25 protein-coding genes are annotated in these 22094 nt (G+C 31.0%); 24 read left to right on the plus strand and 1 reads right to left on the minus strand.

Translation table 11 applies throughout. The features are described from left to right. Nucleotides 1–12 precede the first annotated feature (12 nt). The 24 genes from FLY87_RS02325 to FLY87_RS02440 all read left to right on the plus strand — a co-directional run bounded on the left by FLY87_RS02325 (nucleotide 13) and on the right by FLY87_RS02440 (nucleotide 20454). Nucleotides 13–1902 carry a DUF2723 domain-containing protein gene (locus FLY87_RS02325; RefSeq protein WP_141266220.1) on the plus strand — a complete coding sequence of 630 codons (1890 nt, stop codon included), beginning with the start codon at nucleotides 13–15 and terminating at the stop codon, nucleotides 1900–1902. After that, nucleotides 1889–2503, plus strand: coding sequence for a hypothetical protein (locus tag FLY87_RS02330; RefSeq protein WP_141266221.1), 615 nt, complete (start codon nucleotides 1889–1891; stop codon nucleotides 2501–2503). The genes FLY87_RS02325 and FLY87_RS02330 overlap by 14 nt, the downstream gene beginning before the upstream one ends. Before the next feature lie 3 nt (nucleotides 2504–2506). Further along, nucleotides 2507–3535, plus strand: coding sequence for a glycosyltransferase family 9 protein (locus tag FLY87_RS02335; protein WP_141266222.1), 1029 nt, complete (start codon nucleotides 2507–2509; stop codon nucleotides 3533–3535). Next, a complete protein-coding gene (locus FLY87_RS02340) occupies nucleotides 3535–4236 on the plus strand; it encodes a polyprenol monophosphomannose synthase (protein ID WP_164924890.1) in 702 nt (233 codons plus the stop codon). The genes FLY87_RS02335 and FLY87_RS02340 overlap by 1 nt, the downstream gene beginning before the upstream one ends. Nucleotides 4237–4241: 5 nt before the next feature. Beyond that, nucleotides 4242–5081 (plus strand): FkbM family methyltransferase, encoded by an 840-nt coding sequence (locus FLY87_RS02345; protein WP_141266223.1) that lies wholly within the window; start codon nucleotides 4242–4244, stop codon nucleotides 5079–5081. Between the two features lie 456 nt (nucleotides 5082–5537). Beyond that, entirely contained in the window at nucleotides 5538–5984 is a 447-nt protein-coding gene (locus FLY87_RS02350) for an NYN domain-containing protein (RefSeq protein WP_012544998.1), read from the plus strand. Further along, nucleotides 5984–6868 carry a phosphatase PAP2 family protein gene (locus FLY87_RS02355; RefSeq protein WP_141266224.1) on the plus strand — a complete coding sequence of 295 codons (885 nt, stop codon included), beginning with the start codon at nucleotides 5984–5986 and terminating at the stop codon, nucleotides 6866–6868. Before FLY87_RS02350 ends, FLY87_RS02355 begins: the two co-directional genes overlap by 1 nt. After that, the gene (locus tag FLY87_RS02360) at nucleotides 6843–7106 is read left to right on the plus strand and encodes a DUF167 domain-containing protein (protein WP_141266225.1); all 264 of its coding nucleotides are present in this window, start codon (nucleotides 6843–6845) and stop codon (nucleotides 7104–7106) included. The genes FLY87_RS02355 and FLY87_RS02360 overlap by 26 nt, the downstream gene beginning before the upstream one ends. Further along, complete coding sequence (locus tag FLY87_RS02365) at nucleotides 7103–7954, plus strand: YicC/YloC family endoribonuclease (protein WP_028842021.1); 852 nt, start codon at nucleotides 7103–7105, stop codon at nucleotides 7952–7954. The genes FLY87_RS02360 and FLY87_RS02365 overlap by 4 nt, the downstream gene beginning before the upstream one ends. Beyond that, nucleotides 7951–8214, plus strand: a complete 264-nt coding sequence (locus FLY87_RS02370) for a DUF370 domain-containing protein (protein WP_164924889.1) — start codon at nucleotides 7951–7953, stop codon at nucleotides 8212–8214. The genes FLY87_RS02365 and FLY87_RS02370 overlap by 4 nt, the downstream gene beginning before the upstream one ends. Further along, entirely contained in the window at nucleotides 8201–8815 is a 615-nt protein-coding gene (gene gmk, locus FLY87_RS02375) for a guanylate kinase (RefSeq protein WP_141266226.1), read from the plus strand. Before FLY87_RS02370 ends, gmk begins: the two co-directional genes overlap by 14 nt. A gap of 13 nt (nucleotides 8816–8828) precedes the next feature. Beyond that, entirely contained in the window at nucleotides 8829–9245 is a 417-nt protein-coding gene (gene rpoZ, locus FLY87_RS02380) for a DNA-directed RNA polymerase subunit omega (protein WP_012545675.1), read from the plus strand. 18 nt (nucleotides 9246–9263) lie between these two features. After that, entirely contained in the window at nucleotides 9264–10463 is a 1200-nt protein-coding gene (gene coaBC / locus FLY87_RS02385) for a bifunctional phosphopantothenoylcysteine decarboxylase/phosphopantothenate--cysteine ligase CoaBC (RefSeq protein ID WP_012544995.1), read from the plus strand. Then, nucleotides 10453–11517: a Xaa-Pro peptidase family protein gene (locus FLY87_RS02390; RefSeq protein ID WP_012546421.1), complete on the plus strand. Its 1065-nt coding sequence runs from the start codon at nucleotides 10453–10455 to the stop codon at nucleotides 11515–11517. The genes coaBC and FLY87_RS02390 overlap by 11 nt, the downstream gene beginning before the upstream one ends. Before the next feature lie 12 nt (nucleotides 11518–11529). Beyond that, nucleotides 11530–12093, plus strand: coding sequence for an elongation factor P (efp, locus tag FLY87_RS02395; RefSeq protein WP_012545338.1), 564 nt, complete (start codon nucleotides 11530–11532; stop codon nucleotides 12091–12093). A gap of 3 nt (nucleotides 12094–12096) precedes the next feature. After that, entirely contained in the window at nucleotides 12097–12540 is a 444-nt protein-coding gene (accB, locus tag FLY87_RS02400; protein ID WP_012545496.1) for an acetyl-CoA carboxylase biotin carboxyl carrier protein, read from the plus strand. Between the two features lie 2 nt (nucleotides 12541–12542). Beyond that, entirely contained in the window at nucleotides 12543–13898 is a 1356-nt protein-coding gene (gene accC / locus FLY87_RS02405; protein WP_141266227.1) for an acetyl-CoA carboxylase biotin carboxylase subunit, read from the plus strand. Continuing rightward, a complete protein-coding gene (gene thiE / locus FLY87_RS02410; protein ID WP_141266228.1) occupies nucleotides 13885–14487 on the plus strand; it encodes a thiamine phosphate synthase in 603 nt (200 codons plus the stop codon). Before accC ends, thiE begins: the two co-directional genes overlap by 14 nt. Before the next feature lie 4 nt (nucleotides 14488–14491). Beyond that, complete coding sequence (locus tag FLY87_RS02415; RefSeq protein WP_141266229.1) at nucleotides 14492–15046, plus strand: DUF4388 domain-containing protein; 555 nt, start codon at nucleotides 14492–14494, stop codon at nucleotides 15044–15046. Beyond that, complete coding sequence (locus FLY87_RS02420; RefSeq protein ID WP_012544979.1) at nucleotides 15047–16177, plus strand: cache domain-containing protein; 1131 nt, start codon at nucleotides 15047–15049, stop codon at nucleotides 16175–16177. 10 nt (nucleotides 16178–16187) lie between these two features. Beyond that, entirely contained in the window at nucleotides 16188–17447 is a 1260-nt protein-coding gene (locus FLY87_RS02425; RefSeq protein WP_012545878.1) for a response regulator, read from the plus strand. Nucleotides 17448–17475: 28 nt separating this feature from the next. Then, nucleotides 17476–17841, plus strand: coding sequence for a PleD family two-component system response regulator (locus FLY87_RS02430; protein ID WP_012545359.1), 366 nt, complete (start codon nucleotides 17476–17478; stop codon nucleotides 17839–17841). After that, the gene (locus FLY87_RS02435; protein ID WP_012546568.1) at nucleotides 17826–18236 is read left to right on the plus strand and encodes a chemotaxis protein CheW; all 411 of its coding nucleotides are present in this window, start codon (nucleotides 17826–17828) and stop codon (nucleotides 18234–18236) included. The genes FLY87_RS02430 and FLY87_RS02435 overlap by 16 nt, the downstream gene beginning before the upstream one ends. Then, nucleotides 18226–20454, plus strand: coding sequence for a response regulator (locus FLY87_RS02440; protein WP_141266230.1), 2229 nt, complete (start codon nucleotides 18226–18228; stop codon nucleotides 20452–20454). The genes FLY87_RS02435 and FLY87_RS02440 overlap by 11 nt, the downstream gene beginning before the upstream one ends. Before the next feature lie 32 nt (nucleotides 20455–20486). Here FLY87_RS02440 and FLY87_RS02445 read toward each other — a convergent pair whose 3' ends face one another. Next, nucleotides 20487–21911 (minus strand): methyl-accepting chemotaxis protein, encoded by a 1425-nt coding sequence (locus tag FLY87_RS02445; RefSeq protein WP_012546839.1) that lies wholly within the window; start codon nucleotides 21909–21911, stop codon nucleotides 20487–20489. Nucleotides 21912–22094 lie beyond the last annotated feature (183 nt).

A 22094-nucleotide genomic window follows, 5' to 3' on the forward strand; every position in this document is an offset into this window, starting at 1 on the left:
AAAAACAACATAATGGATTTTAAAAAACTTTTTCTTTTCATTACACTATCTTTAATTGTTTCTGTTTATATTTTCTCTCTTCCACCAGTTCTTTCAACAGGTGATGGAGGAGAATTGATAACAGCCTCATATGGACTTGGAACTCCTCATCCCTCAGGCTATCCACTTTATGTTCAACTTGGTAAGTTATTCAGTTTTTTACCAATTGGAAATATTGGAAACAGAGTGGAGCTAATTTCAGTTTTTTTTTCAATTCTTACACTTTTTCTTGTATATTTTATTGTTTTTAAGCTTTCTGAACAGAATCGTGAAGCCCATTTTGCTGCGATTACTTCTGTTATTCTACTTGCCTTTTCTTATTCATTTTTTGGGCAAAGCATTGTAGCAAAATTTTATACTTTAAATTCCTTTCTTGTCATGCTTTTATTTCTTTGCGGAGTAAATACAGCTTTAAACGGATATGATAGAAAAGTTCAATTTCTTGCTTCATTTATTCTTGGAATTACACTTTCAGCACATCATACAGGTTTTATGATGATTGTACCTCTTTTTGTTCTCAGTCTTTTTTATTTTAAGAATTTTTTTAAAAATTTGCCATTGAGTTTTCTATTTTTTCTTCTGGGTTTTTCAATAAATCTCTATCTTTACATAAGAGGTATTAAAGAAACACTTTTCAATATGATAGCTGTAACTGACTGGAGTTCTTTCTTGGCGGTTTTTTTAAGAAAAAGCTATGGGAGTGGTTCATCAGTTGATTTGACAACATCAGGCTTTATTAATTTTTATGGATATTTCTATGCTTTCAAAAACTATTTTTATCTTATTGAAAAAAACTTCACTTTATTTTCTATCCCTTTTTTTGTTCTTGGACTGATATGGCTTTTTAAAAAATCAAAAAAACTTTTTTGGTTTACTTTGATATCTTTCTTCATCTATTCAATTTTTCTTGCAAAGCTAACATTTTCCTTACAAAACCTTGACATACATAATATATACGTGATAGGGCATCAATACTTTCTTCCCTCATTTGCTATTTACTGTATAGTAATAGGTTCAGGAATATATTTCATTTACAGTATGTTTGAGAGATTAAATCTCCATTTAATTAAAAAGATTATACCTATTATTGCTATTTTGTTCCCTTTACTAATGATTTTTGATAGGCTTACTGATCAGTATCAGCATAAAAACTATGTTCCCTATTCATATACAAAGGAAATTTTTTCTTCTTTACCTGTTGCATCAATTTATATGACCTATGGGGATAATCATGCCTTTCAGGCATGGTATTTAAAGCTTGTCGGTAGATACAGAGAAGATATATGTCATATAGCTCTTGATGATTATAAAACAATGCTATGGGCACTTCAAGGATGCAAACCTTATAAACTTTACAGCGAGCTTTTCCCTGAGTTTTTTGGCGGTGATTTGATAGATTTAACCAGAAAAAAAAGATATTATTCAATTATTGCTTTATCAGAAAAACATCCTCTTTACAGAGTTGTTGATAGTTATCCTTATTTTTACACTTTTATTTATATGGGAAAATCATTTGATAAAAGAGATTTTGATGAATTTTTCAGGGAAAGAATGAAAAAAATTGAGCCTTTTGTTAACTATGAAGACTGCCTTAGTCACGGAACAGATGATGTTTTTACTCTTTTGCTATGTAATTTTTCTACGATGGGATATGTTAACATGGCAAAAGCATATGAGACATCTTCTGGTAACGAGATAACCTTTGAACAGAAAATAAGCTATGGAGATTTTACAGCACCATTTAATATAAATGCAAAAATCAGCAGTGAAAATGAAAAGTATCTTTATATTTATAATGCTATTAAAAAATACAACAAAATGAATAAATTTTATCTATCTGGAAAAGAGAATGAAAAAAATTAGCATAATATTTTTTGTTATAATTTTTTTATTCTGCGCAAAAGCTTTTATAACACAGAAAAATTTTATTTCTGAAGCAAAAAAAACTGATAACTCTATTAAAGCAGTTAGATATTATGAAAGAGCTTTGCTATCCTATATACCTCTAAGTCCTTACAATAAAGAAGCTATACAGGGAATTCTTGAAAGATGTGAAAAATTTAAAGATACAGAACAAAAGCTTTACTGTTATGAAACCCTAAGAAGTGCTCTTTATCAGATAAGAAGTTTTTATCAGCCTTATAAAGACGAGATTAAAAACATTGAACCTTTAATTGCGGAAATTAAAACAAAACAGATGATTCAATGGAAGTATAATAATTTTTCAGAAAAAGATTATCAAAGGCTTTATAATCATCATATGGAAATTTTAAAATATGACAGTTCACCATCTGTGCTCTGGAGTATAATTTCTATTTTTTCTCTTCTTACATGGATCGGCTCTGTTTTTTGGATTATAATCAAAGGATTTAATACTCCACTAAATAAAAAATATCTGCTAATCGGATTTGTGAGTTTTGTCCTGTTTTTCAGCTTATGGATTATAGGACTTTATATTGCGTAAGCCATGAAAATCCTTACTTTACCTTTATATGGAATTGGTGATACTCTGATGACAACTCCAGCAATTGAGGTTCTGAAAAAAAACCTTGATTGCAGAATTGTAAATATATGTATGTTCAAAGGTACCTATGAAGTTCTTAAAAACAATCCCTATATTGATGAACTCATTTATTTCCCATTTTTTGAACGAGGAATTTTAAAATCATTAAAATTTATTTTTTCTTTAGAAAAATTTGATTGCTCAATAAATTTTTATCCTTCAAACAGAAAACAGTATAATATTTTGAGTCTTCTTACAGGAGCAAAATACAGAATAGGACACAGATATTTTAAAAGAGATTTTATGGAACTTAATTTTCTAAAAAATCAAACATTAAAAGAAGATATGACACTTCATAATGTTGAAGAAAATTTGAGGCTACTTGAGTTTCTGGGGATAAAAACAGATAAATCCCCAGAAATGAGGATTTATCTTGATGAAAAAGAAATTAAACAAGGAGAGCAACTGGTTAAGGCTTTATCTAAAAAAGCAGTTAAGATTGGTATTCATACAGGAACAAGTAGATTTAAAGGACATAAACAGAGAAGATGGTCAGAAGAAAAATTTTTAGAACTTATAAATAGTCTACCAGATATTGATTTTTTCATCTTTGGCACAGAGGAAGAAAAACAGGAAAATGAATTTATTTTTAATAATGCAAAATATAGTAACGTAATTATCATTCAAAATAAACCTATTCGTGAGGTTGCATCAATAATTACTCATCTGAATGCATTTATTTCAAATGATTCAGGGCTAATGCATATTGCTTCTGCTTTAGGAATTCCAACTGTTGCCATTTTTGGACCAACAAATCCTGCATGGGTTAGACCTTGGAAGGTAAAACACAGAGTTGTTCGTATTGAACTTTCCTGTTCGCCATGTTTTTACTATTCTCCAGAGCCTCTTAAATGCCATTCAGGATTAGATTTTAAATGCCTTAAAGATATTGATGTATCAACCGTAAAAAATGCTCTGGAGAGTTTATTATGATTGATACTCTTGTGATACTGCCTACATACAATGAGGCAGAAAATATAGACAAATTAATTCCCAAACTTCTTGAACAAAACATTGATATGCTTTTCATAGATGATGCATCAGAGGATGGGACAGCTAATTTAATAAAAAAATGGATGAATAAATCAACAAGAATAAATCTTATTGAAAGACCTGCAAAACTCGGACTCGGAACAGCTTATGTTACTGGTTTTAAATGGGCTTTAAAGAAAGATTATCAATATATATTTGAGATGGACGCTGATTTATCTCATGATCCTGCTGATATTCCAAAATTTATTGAGAAATGCAAAGAAGATTATGCTCTTGTCATTGGTTCAAGATACACTCATGGGACAATAAGTGTAGTTGGATGGGATTTCAGGAGACTTCTTCTTTCAAAATTTGCAAATAAGTATGCAACAACAATACTCGGGCTCAGTTTTCTTACTGATGTAACAAGCGGTTACCGCTGTTACAGTAGAAAGGTAATTGAAGCCTTAAACCTTGACAATATAAAGTCAAATGGTTACGCCTTTCAGATAGAAATGGTTTACAGAGTATACAAAATGGATTTCAAAATTACTGAAATACCAATAATTTTTTATGAACGAAACAGCGGCTCATCAAAAATGAATAAAAGAATCGTCCGCGAAGCAGCTTTAATGGTCTGGAAACTAAAATTTGGGAAATAGACAATATGAGATACAATAGCTGGAAGTTTTATTTTAGCTATCTTTTTTATAAAATTTTTATTCTACCTTTTCAAATTAAAACTCCAAAATTGAAATTTTATGTTTATGAACTTTTATACTCATTTATCAAAATTTTTAAAAAATCATATATGCTAATTTATCCTTTTAATGACAATGTTATCATTACAAAATACGGCATATTCTATATTAGACCAAAAACTACCGATGCTATTACTGTTTCACCTGCATACGAATATCTTGATAGAAAAGAACTTTTTAAGAGATTTAAAAAATTTTTTAAAAAAAGAAAAAAAGTTCTATTTGTTGATATTGGAGCAAATATAGGATGTTATTCCATTGAAGTTGCAAAGAAATTCTTAAATTATGATTTATTAGTGCTGTCAGTTGAAGCAAGTCTGTTTAATTATGAAATATTACTTAAAAACATTCAGATTAATAAATTAAACCATATAATTAAAACCTACAATATTGCTTTGTGGGACAAAGATGGAGTAACTATTTCAATCTTCCATAATGATAAAGTGCCTGGGCAAACTTTTGTTACTGAAGATTTAGGGAAAGAAATATCAGTTAAAACCCAGACTTTAGAAAGCCTTTTAAGAGAGTTTACAAATTTTTTTGATATTTTGGTAATAAAAATTGATGTTGAAGGTGCTGAGGAAAAAATTTTAAGCAAAGGTAAAAATATTTTTAAGGAATTTGAAGAAGTTCATTTATTGATAGAGTCCTTTGATGATGAAAAAACTATCTCCTTTTTATCAACACTTGAATTCAAAGACTTTATGAGACTTACACCATATAATATATGGGCTTATATGGAATAGAGCCTGTTCAAAAGCTTGTTCACTTTGCATTCCGCACCTCTAACTGTCATCCTAAGTCTTCTATCTGCCATTTCGCTCATTCTATCTGTCATTCCGCCTTTTTCTTGTCATTCCAAGGAACGTTCCTCTTTTATCATTTCGAGCGAAGCGAGGAATCTCCGTCTAAAAGAGTAGACCCCTCGCTTTCGCTCGGGGTGACAGAAAAAGAGTGTCATGCCTCGCCGAAAAGAAGCGTAGTTCCGAACAAAGTGATAGGTCTGTAAGAAATCTCCTCCGCTTTTTTTTGCAAGGGTAAACAGGACAGAGGTTCCTCACACCCATTGAGGGTGTTCGGAATGATAAAGAAAGAGGAGAGCCCTCGGGCAGAGATTCTTCGGGGTCATTGAGACTCCTTAGAATGTCAGTTGATAATTAAACAGCTTCAAAAAATATAGTTGTAAAATTTAAAATAGAAAAATGAGCAAACTTTTAATTGACGGATATAATCTCATTGGGATTTTACATCGCGATTTAAAAAAAGCCAGACAACAACTTATTCAAACACTCATAAACTATCACAATAAAAAAGGACATGATATTACTGTTGTTTTTGATGGATATAAAGAAGGATATGGTAGGGAAACAATAGAATATCAGGGTGGAATAAGAATAATTTATTCAGGAGCTAATGAAAAAGCTGACGATGTAATAAAAAGACTTTTAAAAACAGAAAAATATTCATGGATTGTAATAACTTCTGACAGAGATATAGAAAAAACAGGCTGGAAAGAAAACTGCGTGGTAGTTAACTCTGAAATATTTTCTGATATTCTTAATGGCGAGGAATACTATTTGGAACAATCAAAAGGAGTAACTCTTTCAAAAAAACAAAAAGCAATACTAAGGGCAATATCAAAACTATAATGGTAAAAAAATTTTTAAAACTACAACCAGCATTTCAGTTAAATATTATATTTTTTACTGGTATGTGCCTTTTATTACTTATTTTTTCAAATAGACTGCCCTTTTTCAACTTTTTCACACTTTATGCTTCCATAGTTTTATTCCAAATTTTTCTTTTTAAAATTCCAGACAATGCTCTTTTATCTTTTATAAAAAATATTTGCCTTCCTGTTTTTTCTGTGTTAATCGCCTTTGACACAGTAGGCGAGCTTACTCCTTATATAAATCCAAGAGATATTGATGAAATTCTACTTAAGCTTGATTACTCAATTTTAGGCTTTTATCCTTATGTTTATTTTGAAAGAATTGCAAACCCTTTTTTTACTGAATTAATGCAGATTTCATATTGCGTGTATTATATTCTTCCTTTTCTAATAGGAGTTTATTTAATTAAAAACGGAAATAAAAAGGAATTCTATAGAGCGTTGTTTATTGTGCTTTTTTGTTATTATCTTTCCTATATTGGCTATATGATATTTCCTGCTCTTGGTCCAAGATATAGTATCCCACACATGTTTCATAATGATATTAGTGGATTGTTTCTGGCTGACAGAATTAAAGATTTTTTAAATTCTCTTGAAGGAATAAAGAGAGATGCCTTTCCAAGTGGACATGTTGGGATATCGTTAGTAGTTCTTTTTTTAATGTTAAAATATTCAAGAAAGCTTTTTTGGTTGAGCCTTATTCCTGTCTTATTTTTAATAGTCTCTACAATTTATTGCAGATATCACTATTTTACTGATGTTTTAGGTGGGATTATTTTAGCAGTTGTAAGTTTGACTATTGGTAATTTATACTATAATTTTTGGTTAACAAGAAATGGAAATTCCTTTATCAAAAGATAAAGATGGTTACCTATTAAAAGTGCTTGTAAAGACTGGAACAAAAATTGCTGGAATAGAAGGGATTGAAGGAAATACTCTAAAATTAAGACTTGCAGCTCAACCTCATGATGGACTGGCTAATAAAGAGCTTATTGAGATGCTTTCTGAAATATTAAATATTCCTAAATCAAGGATTGAAATAATAAAGGGGAAAACATCAAAACACAAAATTATTAAGCTAAAAGGAGAACTGGTTTGATAGAAAGTCTTACAGGTTATGGATTTTCTGAAAAAGGAATATTCAGAGTTGAGGCAAAATCTCTAAATCATAGATTTCTTGAAATAAATTTAAAACTGCCTCAAATACTCGCAAGCCATGAAATTGAAATAAGAAATCTCATAAAACAAAAATTTTATAGAGGTAAAATAGATGTTATTGTATCAATTAATCAGAAAGAAAAAACAGGAAAGGTTTACCTCAATAAAAACCTTGCAAAGCAGCTATACTCAGCATTTATTGATTTAAAAAAAGAGTTGAGCATTCTTGGTTCAATTGATATTTCAATGTTTTCAAATTTTAAAGAACTTTTTATATATGAAGAAGAGGAACCTGATATAAATACCCTAATGCTTGCTGTATCAGAAGCTCTTGAATCACTTCATGAAATGAGAAAAAGAGAGGGTGAGATAATAAAACAATCTCTGATAGAAATTACCAACAATCTTGAGAATAAGATTAAAGATTTAGAAAATATGGTGGATGTAAGTTATAATACCTATATTAATTCCTTAAAAAACAGGGTAAAAGAAATAATAGCGGAAAATAATCTGGATGAAAAGAGAGTGTTAGAACAAATTATCTTATATGCTCAGAAAATAGATATAAAAGAAGAAGTTGACAGACTTCGCAGTCATATTACTCAATTTAGAGAAAATATTTTAGAGGGTGGAATGGTTGGGAAAAAATTGGATTTTTTACTTCAGGAAATAAATAGAGAAATCAATACAGTAATGGCAAAAACTGAAGATTTTCAAGTAAAAACCCTTGCTATTGATATAAAAACACAAACTGAAAGACTGAAAGAACAAATCCAGAATATTCAATAGTCATGCTTGTAAATATAGGATTTGGTAATATAGTATCTTTATCAAGAATTATTGCAGTGGTTAATCCTGGCTCATCTCCCATGAAAAGGATGAAAGATGAAGCAAGGAAAAGAGGAAAACTCATTGACGCAACTGAAGGGAGAAAAACTCGTTCAATTATAATTACTGATAGTGACCATATAATATTAAGCGCCCTTCAAGTTGAAACTATTTTGCAGAGAATAAATGAAATAAACAGAGTAGAAGATGGAGATTTATAAAAAGGGAATTATTTTCGTTATATCTGCTCCTTCAGGAACTGGGAAAACAACATTGTGTGAGAGATTACTTAAAATATTACCAGATTTAAAAATGAGTATTTCCCATACAACAAGGCAACCGAGACCTTATGAGAAGAATGGAGTTGATTATTTTTTTGTAGATAAAAAAAACTTTGAAAAAATGATAGTCAATGACGAGTTTATTGAATGGGCAGAGGTTTATGGAAATTTTTATGGAACTTCAAAAAAAGTTATATTTGATTTAATCAAAAACGGATATGATATATTGCTTGACATTGATACACAGGGAGCAAAAAATATAAGAAAGCTTTATCCTGATAGTGTTTTAATTTTTATTCTTCCACCTTCTCTAAAGGAGTTAGAAAAAAGACTTTTACTAAGAAATGAGGATAAAGATATAATAGACAAAAGATTGAGCAAAGCATCTCAAGAAATTTCTCAATATAAATTTTATGACTATGTCGTGACAAATGATAGTATTGAAAGGGCTTTAAATGACTTACTCTGTATAATTTATGCAGAAAGATTGAAAACAAAAAGAATAGAACACAATAAAATAGATGAAATTTTCAAAAAATAAGGAGGAAAATAAGATGAAGAAAAAAGAACAAAGTCTTGATATTATTTCTCTACCAATAGAACTGGACAGAACAAAAATTGAATCAAGATATCGGCTGGCACTTATTGCAGCTCAGAGGGCAGCTGAACTTTCTCTTGGGGCAACAGCAAAAATAGACAAAAAGGGTAAAAAAGTTACAACAACAGCCCTGCTTGAGATTTTGTCAAATAAAATAGATTATATTACAGGCGAAGAGGCAGTGAAAGCTAAAGAAAAGATTGATCAGATTGATGTTAAAAAACTTCTTGAAGATAAAAGAAAAGCAATTCCTGATCTCAGTGAACTTGAAAAAGACCTTAAAGTTTATTTACACGGAAAAGAATCAGCTGAAAAAATGCTTGAGGACCTGTTTACAGAAGGTGAAAGTAATTCTTCTAATGAACAGGAATAAAAAATTTAATTGTGAACAGTGGGGAATTTTTTAAAAAATAAAAAAATTATCCTCGGTATAACAGGAAGTATTGCTGCATACAAAATATATGAACTTATTAAACTTTTAAAAGATGCAGAAGCCGACATTTTTCCTGTTATGACCGAAAAGGCAACCTATTTTGTTACACCTCTCAGTATTGAGATATCATGTGGCAATAAAGTTTTGATTGACATGTTTGAAGAGCCTCTTTCTCATATTGAGCTTGCAAAAAAAGCAGATATTTTTTTAGTTGCGCCAGCTACTGCAAATCTGATTAATAAGTACGCTTCAGGCATTGCAGATGACCTTCTTACAACAACTCTACTTGCATTCAAAGGACATGTAATCATTGCTCCTGCAATGAACTGGAGAATGTATCAATCTCCTCAGGTTCAGAAAAGTATTGAATATTTGAAAAATCTTGGAGTAAAATTTGTAGGACCTGAAGAAGGTTTACTTGCTTGCGGAGAGGAAGGTGCTGGAAGACTTGCATCAATAAATAAGATTTTTGAGAGTGTAGTTTCTGCCATAACTGAAAAAGATTTAGAAAAAGAACATATAATTATCACAGCAGGACCAACAAGACAATATATTGACACTATAAGATTCATAACAAATAAATCTTCAGGGAAAATGGGTTATGCTCTGGCAAAAATTGCAAAAAGAAAAGGTGCCTATGTAACGCTTATAAGTGGACCATCAACTATTGAACCACCTGAAGTTGACAGATTTATCAGAGTTGAAACAACGTCTGAAATGCTCAATCAAGTTATGGGAAACATAAATAAAGCTACCACTCTTTTGATGGCAGCAGCTCCTCTTGATTTTGAACCCAAAAAAATTTTTAAAACAAAAATTGAAAAAAAATCAATAAAATCAATCCCACTTAAACTTTGTCCTGATATACTCATAGAAGTTTCAAAGCTTAAAAAAAAACCATTTACTGTAGGCTTTGCTGCTGAAGCAGGGCTTAATACAGAAAGGGCAAAAATAAAGTTGAGGGAAAAATCACTTGACATGATTATCCTTAATGATATTATGCAAAAAGACAGAGGCATGGAATCTGACACTAATGAAGTATTAATAATTTACAGAAAAGGAAATAAATTTTTTGAAGAAAAAACTCCGCTAATGTCAAAAGAAGAGATAGCCAGTATTATTCTTTCTAAAATCAGGGAGATAAAACTTGGCAAATAAATATGAAAACAGGGTTAAAAAGGTTTTTGATAAAATAAGTTCATATTCTGAAGCTTTTTTAGTAACAAATCTCAAAAATATTAGATATCTTACAGGTTTTAAAGGCACTTTTGCTATTGCTCTTTTAACATGGACAGGATGCTATATTTTTGTTGATTTTCGTTATAGTGAGCAGGCTAAAAAGGAAGCTACAGGAGAAATTATATGTTTTAAAGACTCATGGATTGATACATTAAAAAAATTAATTGAGGAGATGCATATAAAAAAACTTTCTTTTGAAGTTACATGCACCTATGAGACTTTTTTAAAGCTCAGGGATAATACAAAACTTGAGCTTGTTCCTGAGCATTATGTTATTGAAAATATTAGAGCAGTTAAGGAAGACGAAGAAATAAACAATATAAAAGAAGCAATCAAAATAGCAGAAAATGCTTTTTTGCAAAATAAACATATTATTAAAGAAGGAATTACTGAAAAAACTATAGCAAAAATGGTAGAAAATACAATAAAAGAACACAGCGATAGTTTACCCTTTCCTGTAATTGTAGCATCAGGAGAGAATTCTTCAATGCCCCACTGGAGACATTCTAATAGAATACTTAAAAGAGGAGATTTTGTTATAATTGACTGGGGTGCTGAATACAACGGTTATTTTTGTGATATGACAAGGACATTTATAATAGGAGAGGCTTCAGAAAAACAGAAGGAAATTTACGAAATAGTCAATAATGCAAATCTTCAAGCAATTGAAACATGTAGAGTTGACATTGAGGCTAAAGGAATTGACGCAGTAGCAAGAAATTTGATAAAACAATCTGGTTATGGCGAAAACTTTGGTCATGCAACAGGACACGGAGTTGGGCTTGATGTTCATGAATTGCCAAAAATAAGTGCTCAATCTGAAGAAACTATCAAGCCTGGCATGATTTTTACGATAGAACCAGGAATTTATATTGAAGGTTTTGGAGGAGTGAGGATAGAAGATATGGTAGCTGTAAAAGAAAATTCAGTGGAAGTTTTAACAACTCTGTCAAAGGATTTAGAAATTTTATAGGAGGAGTGAAAAATGATTTCAACATCAGAATTTAAAAAAGGATTAAAGATTGAATACAAAGGAGAACCATATGAAATAATTGATTTTCAGCATGTAAAAATGCAGCAGAGAGCTCCTATTGTAAGAACTAAAATTAAGCATCTTAAAACAGGACGAGTTCTTGAGGAAAACTTCCCTGCTGGAGAAAAATTTGAAAAACCTGAATTAGAAGAAAAACAGATGCAGTATCTTTATTCTCAGGGAGACTCTTATGTTTTTATGGACATGGAGAGCTATGAACAGATTTCTATTCCAAAAGAAAGAATAGGAGATGCCATATACTATATAAAAGACGAAATGATTGTTGATGTGATTTACTATAAAGGTGAGCCCCTTGTTATTGAACCTCCCATGTTTGTTGAATTAAGAGTTGCTGAAACAGAGCCTGCTTTTAAAGGTGATACAGCATCAGGAGGCACAAAACCAGCTAAGCTTGAAACAGGTCTTACAGTAAAAGTTCCTTTTCATATTCAAACTGGGGATTTATTAAAAATTGACACAAGAACCGGGGAGTATATTGAAAAAGTAAAGGAGTAAAGAATGGAAATTAAAGAGATAAAAGAAATCATATCTTTTCTCAAGGATACTGATGTAACAGAATTAAATATTGAAAGAGAAGGTTTCAAAATTAGAATTAAAAGAGGTTATATTTATGGTCCTATAGAAATAACAAAGACAGTAAAACCCTCGGAAGAAACCGTTAAACCTTCTCATGTTGTAGAAATTCAAGAACAAGAGGAACTACTTCACACTGTTACATCACCTCTGGTTGGTACATTTTATAGAGCATCATCTCCAGAGGCTGCACCTTTTGTGGAAGTTGGAACAAGAGTTGAAAAAGGACAGGTTCTATGTATAATAGAGGCAATGAAGATAATGAATGAGATTGAAAGCGATGTATCAGGAATTGTTAAAAAAATACTTGTTGAAAATGGACAGCCTGTTGAATATGGAGAACCATTGTTCCTTATTGAGGTAGCTTGATAATGGAGTTATTCAAAAAAATTCTTATTGCAAATCGTGGAGAAATAGCTGTAAGAATTATACGTGCCTGTAGAGAACTTGGTATAAAGACAGTGGCAGTGTATTCCGAAGCTGACAGAGATGCCCTTCATGTAAAGCTTGCAGATGAAGCAATATGTATAGGTCCTGCAAATCCTGGGCAAAGCTATTTGAATATTACAGCCATACTTTCTGCAGCAGATGTAACTGATGCAGAAGCAATTCATCCAGGATATGGTTTTTTATCTGAAAATGCTCAATTTGCAGAAGCTTGTGTAAACTCTGGAATTGTATTTATCGGTCCTGCTCCTGAAAATATAAAAATAGGAGGAGACAAGGCAAAGGCAAGACAAATTCTAAAGAGAAAGGGTATCCCTGTAGTTCCTGGAAGTGACGGTCCTGTAAATACAGACGAAGCTTGTATCAAAATTGTTAAAAAAATAGGACTTCCCATAATATTTAAGGCTTCTGCAGGTGGTGGTGGAAGAGGAATGAGAATAGTAAATGAGGAAAAAGATATTGAACAAGCATTTTTTATGGCTCAAAGAGAGGCTCTTGCTGCGTTCGGCAATGGAGAACTCTATATTGAAAAATATTTTCCTAAAGTAAGGCACATAGAAGTTCAAATACTTGCTGATAAACAGGGAAACATAATTCATCTTGGAGAGAGAGACTGCACAATTCAGAGAAGACATCAAAAATTAATTGAAGAAGCACCATCACCAGTTTTAAATGAAAAATTGAGAAAAAAAATTGGAGAGTATGCTGTAAAAGCTGCAAAAGCTTTAAAATTTAGAAATATAGGCACATTTGAATTTATTGTTGATGACGAATTAAATCCCTATTTTATTGAAATAAATACCAGAGTACAGGTAGAACATCCTGTAACAGAGGAAATTACAGATATTGATATTATTAAAGAGCAGATTAAACTCGCAAAGGGATATCCTTTATCTTTTAAACAACCTCAGATTAAATTTCGTGGACATGCTATTGAATGCAGAATCAATGCAGAAGACCCTGAAAAATTTATTCCTTCTCCTGGCATAGTAGAGTTTTTATATTTACCTGGTGGACCAGGGATAAGAGTAGATAGTTATCTCTATCAGGGATGCAAGGTTTCTCCGTATTATGATTCTCTTGTAGCCAAAATAATCGCTAAAGGCACAAACAGACAGGAAGCAATAAACAGAATGAAAAGAGCTCTTCAAGAAACAGTGATAAAAGGAATACAAACAAACATACCTTTATTTTTGAAATTGCTTGAACATCCAGATTTCATCAAAGGAAAGTTCTTTACAGACTTTGTTCAGACTATGAACAACAATGATAAATCCTGAACTTCCATCAATATGTCTTATTGTTTCATCAAAAGAAATTCCAGAAAAATTAGAAATAGCACTAAAAGCGGGAATCAAATGGATTCAATATAGAGAAAAGGAATTACCAAGAAAAGAGATTTTAAAATACGCATTTTGGGTAAAAGAGATAACAAAGCACTACAACGCTCTTTTAACTATCAATGACTACTTAGACATAGCAATTGCTATAAAAGCTGATGGTATCCATTTGGGACAGAATGACCTTCCAATTGAAGTTGCAAAAAAATTTTTTTCAGGCATTATAGGCATATCAACCCATAATCTTGAAGAAGCTCTTGATGCTCAAAAAAAAGGAGCTCACTATATTGGGTATGGACCAATTTTTTATACTACAACGAAAAAAGATGCTCTTGAACCAAAAGGATATGATATGCTATCTTTGATTTGTAAAAAAATAAAAGTTCCTGTTGTCGCAATAGGAGGCATTAAAAAACAGCATTTAAAGGATTTAAAAGCGATGGGTTGCAAATACGTGGCTATAGCCTCAGGAATTTTAGTAGGAGATGTTAAGAGTAATGTTAAAGATTTTTTAGAACTTTTCCAATGATTTTATGAAAAAAAATCTTGCAGATATTATTGAAAATTTATATGAAAGCAAAAGCACAGGGCTTTTAACAATAATTTTTGCTTCAGAAAAAAATCTTTTCAAGTTTTATTTTAAAACTGGACAAATCTATTATCTTTCATTTGGATTTAAAAAAGGTATGCAATGTTTAAATGAAATAATCTCAAGAGAACCTGTTTCATACAATTTCATTCCTCAGATTTCAGTTGATATAACAAGCAATGATATCCCTTCAACCGAAGATATAATAACCACTTTGAGAAATATGAACAAGTTTATCAATTCTGAAGACCCTATGTCTTTTCATTCCTCAGATTTTCAAAAAATAAAAGATGTAATAAAAACAGCATTAATCAGACAGATTGGACCGATAGGAAGTAAAATTACAGAAAAATATATTGCTGAAAAATGGATTCCTGCTAACCCGCCATCTAAGAATGATTTGTTAAATTTGGTCAATTTGTTAAAAGAAGAGATAGAAGACCCTATATCAAGAAAAGAATTTTTAAATGAGGTAAATAAATTTATCGGAGGGCTATAAATGAAAATAGAATTTGGATTAAGAACAGGAATAGCTTTGCCTCTATTAGCAACTCTAATTGTTGGTATGAGTCTACTGGTTGTTTTTAATTATATTATGCAGGTAAGCCTTTTAAAGGAGGAAGAACAACGAAACATTGAAGCATCAGTTAATACAGTGCAGGTTTTTCTTGAGACATCTACAATACATTATCAACAAATGGCTGCTCTGGTTACGCATATTCCTGATATTCAAGAAGCCATTAATAAAAAAGATAGAAATCGTTTAATAGATAAATTTCTACCCAGTTTTAATTATTTAAAGGAAAATTTTGGTCTTGCTCAATTTCATTTCCATATACCCCCAGCAGTTTCTCTTCTCAGGCTTCATGATCTGGAACACTTTGGTGATAATATTTCAAAAGACCGTAAAACCGTTGTGCAGGTAGAAACAACCCGAAAAGGTGTAAGAGGGGTTGAGATCGGTTTGGGAGGAGTTGGATTAAGAGGTGTAGAACCTGTTTTCTACAAAGGTAACTATGTCGGAAGTGTTGATTTTGGAGGAGGATTAAAAACTGAGATTGAGCAGATTAAAAAAGCAATAAATGCTGAAATTGGAGTAGCTGTTTATAAAGAATTACTTTCTGGCTGGCCAGGTTTAAAAGACGTTAAATATAACTTTGGAGAATGGGTTTCTCTTTATTTTACTGCACAGGACCCAAAACTGTTTATTTCTGAATCTACTTTAAAAAAGGCTTCTCAATCAAAAGAGAAATATTATACTGAAAAGGTTTCTCAATCAGGTAAAGATTATATTATTGTTTATAGCCCCTTTAAAGATTTCTCTGGTAAAACAATAGGTTTTATATATATTGTCAAAGAGAGAATTCTCACTCCAATGAAGGTTTTTACAATTCTTGGTATAAATATTTCAGTTTATATTATAATGCTTATAGTCATTGCTCTTTTGATTGGATATGGCATGAATAAATATGTAATAAATCCGATAGTAACACTTACAAAAATCACAGATGAGATATCAATGGGTAAGACATCTCAGAAAGTAGAAATTAAAGATGCACGAGGAGAAATTGCTATCTTAGCAAAAGCAGTTGAAAGAATGCGTATTACAATGAGAAAACTTCTTGAATAAGGGGTTAAACATGGCAAAAGAAAAAATTTTAGTAGTAGATGATAGCCCTCTTGTAAGAAAGCTTGCGGAAGTTTCTTTACAAGAAGCAGAATATGAGGTTTACACAGCAGCTGATGGAGAAGAGGGGCTGAAAATTGCGGAAACAGTAAAACCTGACCTGATTTTAGTAGACTTTATAATGCCTAAAATGACAGGCTCTCAATTTTGCAAACTAATAAAAGATAATGAAACTCTTAAAGATATTCCTATTATCTTAATTACTGGAAAGGGTGAGACAGTAGGACAAACATTTATTGAAAAATATCAAGTTTTAGACTATTTCATAAAGCCCTTCAAATCAGAGGACCTTATAGAGAAAGTTAGAACAACGTTAAGCAAAGTTCCTGAGCCTATTGTTGACATTTCAGAGCCTGTATCTGAAATAGAGATAAAAGAAGTAGAAGAAATGCAACCTTCTTTAGAAATTCCTGAAGTTGAAGAAATATTATCTCTTGAACAAAAAGAACCCTTACAATTTCCAGAAGAAAAAGAGACTCTTGATGAAATTCTATTAGAAGAATCTCAAGATTTAGCAAAGGAAATTGACTTTGTAGAAATGAAAGAAAACATGGAAATATTAAAGGAGCCTGAATTAGAAATCTCTGAAAAAATAGAAGAAATACCTGAAATAGAAGAAATCAAATCTACTGAAGAATTTTTATTTGAAGAAAAAACTGTCCAACCTGAAGTTGAGGAAATTCAAGCTAAAGAAGAAATTCAAAAAATGGAAGACAGTCCAGCTTATGCTTTGAGTAGTTTAGAGAAATTAATAGAGGATAAATTTAGTAGTTTTTATGAAAAAATTATAACCCTCTTTGATGGTTCTATTGAAGGAATATTCAAAAAATATGGATTGATAAAAGATTCTTCTTTAATTCTCTCAGGAAATTTAAATTTTTTTAAACTTCCTGAAATTTTTTCACTAATAAATTCTAATGGATTAAGTGGTATTTTGACTGTTTATGGAAAAGGGGAAATCTATGAATTTTTATTTATATACGGACAGGTCATTTATGGGATATCAAACTTTCAGAAACAGAAATTCGGTTTTAAACTACTGAATGAACTTTCTCAGGAACAAATTAAAAATATTACTATTGAAGCAATAACGGCTTTGAAAAAATCTCAAATTGAAAACTTTATTTTTGAAAAGAAAGATTTTACTGAGGAATGGTTGTTGAATAAAGAACGCTATACTCCTTCAGAGCTTTTTAAAGAAACATTAAAATGATATAATACAAATTTAAGAGGAAATTAAAATGTATAAAGTTCTTGTTGCTGAAGATTCTACAGTAGATGCAAAATATATTGAGTCCATCCTTAAAGAAGGAGAATATAACATTATTTTTGCAAAGGATGGAGAAGAAACAGAAAACCTGCTTAAAAATGAAAATTTTGATTTAATAATTTTAGATGTGGTTATGCCTAAGAAAAACGGATTTCAGATTTGCAGGGAAATAAAAAAGAATGATAAAACTAAAAATATTCCTGTAATTCTTGTAACTTCTAAAAAGGAAGAAGCTGATAAATTCTGGGGTAAGATGCAGGGTGCAGATGAATATATTACAAAACCTTTTGAACCAATTGACCTTTTGGTAGCTATAAAAAAATGTCTGAAGAAATAAAAGAAACAGAAAAATCTTACTGTGTTTTTGGTATAGGAGAAAGAGAGTTTCTAATACCAAAAGAAAGTGTTATGCAAGTTTTGGATGTTACCCGAATCTTCCCTATTCCGGGGGCACCTGATTATATTGTCGGTGCATTGCCTGTTAGAGGTAAAATCATTCCCGCAGTAGACCTCGCCAAAGTTTATAATATTGAAAGATTAAACTACTCTGATAATAAATTGCTGGTTATTGATGTAAAAGGAGAAAAAATAGGAATTTTATCAGATATTACTCCATTTTTTGTTAATTTTGAATCAGATATAGTTGTGGAGGATTTTATTGATCCTGAAAAATTATTTGAACAACTGAAAGTCAGTTCTCAAAAACCTGCAGAAAAGAGGGATGATAAATAAATCTGAGCTGATAAAATATTTTCTTCTGGAAGCTGATGACTGTTTGAATGTATTAGTTGAAGGGACAGAAGAACTTGAAACCAAAGGATATAACAAAAGCACCATAGAAAGTCTTTTTAGAGCAACTCATACTTTAAAAGGTTCTGCATCTATAGTTAAGTTCAATAAGATTACAATGTTGTCTCATAAACTTGAAGATCTCTTTGAAGCTTTATTGAATGGAGAAATAAATTATGATAATTCCCTTATTTATCATATTAGAAACGTTATTAATCTAATCGTTGCTCTTGTAAATGAAGTTCATGAAGCAGGAGAAGAAAAAAGCGAAATTGAAAAGGAAGTTATAGAATTAATTGATAATATTTTAAATAAAAAAGAGATTCCTGCAGTGCAACAAAAATCTGTAATTTTTGATGCCCTCCCAGTAACTGATAATGTAAGAGTTGAGCTAAAAGTTATTGAAAATATATTTGCTTCCTTGAGCGAGGTTCTTGTTCAGAAAAATACCATAACCGATAAAGAAAAAGAACTATTCCACATTGTTGAAGAAATATCAAATAGCGGAAAAAAGCTTTTAAAAGAAATAACGGACTTTTCAGATATGTACTGGTTAAGCACATATGAAAGAGGACAGAAAGTAATAGATAGTTTTTTTGTTGACTTTAGTGACCTTGAGTTTGACAGATATGATGAATACCACATCTTTTTAAGAAAAATTCAGGAAATAACAAATGATATAACAGAGGGTATAAATTCTTTGTTTATTTTTTCTGAAAACCTCTCATCTCACTTTAAATCTTTGGGCAGAGAAATCAATTATTTAAAAGACAGTTTAATTGAGATAAGAATGATACCTATCGGAAAACTTTTACACAGACTTTCTGAAGCCATTAAGGAAAACGCAAAAGACATAGGAAAAACTGTTGAAATAGATATTAAAGGAGCAGAAATAAAAATTGATAAACCTGTTTTTGACTCACTATATGAGCCAATTATTCATATTCTTCGTAATGCTATCCAGCACGGGATTGAATCTTTTGAAGAAAGAATAAAAAAAGGCAAAGAACAAACAGGTCATATAAAAATTGATGTAAAAAAAGAAGGGAAATATATAGTCATTGCTATCAAAGATGATGGTAGAGGAATAGATATTGATAAAGTAAAAGAAATAGCTGTGCAGAAAGGATTGATTTCTTCAGAATATACATCTTTTATTTCCGAGGAGGAAATTCTTTCTTACATATTTGTCCCTGGGTTTTCAACTTCAGATGAGATAGATTTCCAAAGTGGAAGAGGAATGGGGCTTAATATTGTTAAAACAGCTATTTCAAAACTTAAAGGCACAATAGAAGTTTTTTCAGAATTAGATAAAGAAACCACATTCATAATAAAAATTCCGCAATCATTAACTATTAGCAATCTTCTGATTTTTAGTTCTCATAATCTGGATTTTGCAATACCTATTAATTATATTGAAGAAATTTTAACACTGGAAGATTTTCCCCATGCACTTGAAGAAAGAAGCATTAATCATAAAAACAGAATTATCCCTGTTAAGATATTTTCAGAAATTTTTTTCTCTTTAAATGGCAAAACACTTCAGAAGGGTTATATAATTGTTTTTAATTTTTCAGGAATAAGAAAAGGACTTATTGTTGATGAGATTTTAGGACATGAGGAAGCAACAGTTCACAATTTTGGCAAATTTCTTGAAGGGTTAACACAGTATCTTGGCTATTTTATATCTGGCAAAGGTAGTCCAAGATATGTCATTGACCCATTGAAACTATTTGAAGAAGAATTTATATTTACAGGCTTATCTGATAAAATTACAGAATCTTTCATATACTCAGGGTCTGTTCTGGTTGTAGATGACTCTATAAGCGTAAGAAAAACTCTTCAAAGTGTTCTTGAAGCAAAAAAATTAAGGGTATACACTGCAAAAGATGGTGTTGAAGCACTAAATTTACTTGAAAGAAACAAGGTTGACATGGTGGTAACTGACCTTGAAATGCCTGTTATGCACGGCTATGAACTTATCAGTAGATTAAGAAAAGATGCGAGATTTAAAAATTTGCCGATTATTGTTCTTACCTCAAGAGGAACCAAAAAGCATGAAGAAAAGGCTTTTGAGTTAGGTGCAGATGGATATATTGTTAAGCCCTTTGATGAAAAGACTATAGAAGAAGAAATTCTTGACAGATTAAAACTTTTATAATAAAGTATTCGTATAATATTCTGACTTCTTTATCAAACTTTAAATTTTTCTGCTACATTAACAAGCTCTTTTGAAGTATCTGCCAAAGAATTAGATACATCTGTAAGTTCAGTAGTTATTCCATATATATTTTCAGTTACTTCCTTAACTGTTTGAGCTGAATTTACCTGACTATCTGTTATTTCTTTCTGTTTCAATGTTGATTCATTAATTTCACCTATAATTTGTCCGATATTTTTTATGATTGAGTCAATTTTTTCAAATACTGATGTAGTCTGGCTTACCATTGTAGTTCCTGTCTCAACATAATTAGTTTCCTCCTCAAGATTTTTTGTAACAGCTGTTGCTTCTTCCTGAATTGCTGTGATAATATCTGCGATATTTTTAGATGATTTAGCTGTTTTTTCAGAAAGTGTCCTTATTTCTTCAGCAATAACAACAAATCCTTTCCCCTCTTCTCCTGCTCTTGCTGCTTCAATTGACGCATTCAAGGCAAGGAGATTTGTCCTATTTGCTATGTCACTGATTATTGTTGATATTGTTCCTATCTCCATTAATTTTTCTGAAAGAAGTTTCATCCTTCTGTTTATTCCCTGAACAGCTGTTCTGATTAACTGCATACTATTAATTGTTTCTGTAACAATTTCGTTACCCTTAATAATTGCATTCATAGCTTCTTTTGAAACATCTGTAGCAACTGTTGTCTTTTCTTTTGTCTGGTAAGCAATTTCTGCAGCTTCTTCAACAAGTGATGCTATTTTCTCAATTTCCTGTTTCTGGATTTCTGCTCCTGTTTGTAGTTTTTGGATTATATCATTGAGAATGTTACTTTTTTGACCAACATCTTCTGCTGAATTTTTAACTTCTTTAATAAGTTCGCTCAATCCATCTGTCATAAGATTAAATGCATCTGCCAATGAACCAAAAACATCTGGAGTAACTTCTGCTCTCTGAGTAAGGTCTCCTTCAGATGCCTGAGTCATTATCTGTAAAAATTTTATGATGTTATTCTGCATTTCTTTCTTTTCTTCTTCTGTCTGGATAAGCGTGGAAAGTTTGTCCATCATTTGATTAAAAGTATCTGCAATTTTTTGAAACTCATCACCTGTCTTTAATTTTATTCTTTTTTCAAAATTTCCTTTTCTTATAGTTTCCATAGCCTCTTCAATTTCTGCGAGAGGAGATACAATCTGTTTTTTAAACCAAAAAACATTAGCTGTTGATATTCCTATTAATGCTATAGCAAATATACCGAGGACAGGAGCAAATTTCAAAAGACTATTTAGAACTCCCATCTTTTTCATAATAAATTCTTCTCCATAAATTTCATATCCTGTTATGACAAGTCCTGCAAGAAGAATAATGGTGGAAAGAATAATAGATAGGTTGAATATAATAAGAAATTTTTTATAAAGACCTGATGTTCTTTTTAGTTTTGATTTAAAGCCTTCAGGCATAATAACCTCCTTCGTAAAAAATTAAACTTATAAAGTATGTAGAAAAAATCCTTTAATTGTCAACAGTTAAGATATTCCTAAATCAGAGGATGATAATTTCTCCCTTCTTAATTTTTTATACATATTCCACAACATCTCTAAACCAACCAACCTTAAAATTGACATAATACTGGATTAGCATGG

It is taken from the genome of Thermodesulfovibrio sp. Kuro-1, assembly GCF_006538445.1.
Taxonomy (GTDB): Bacteria; Nitrospirota; Thermodesulfovibrionia; order Thermodesulfovibrionales; family Thermodesulfovibrionaceae; genus Thermodesulfovibrio; species Thermodesulfovibrio yellowstonii.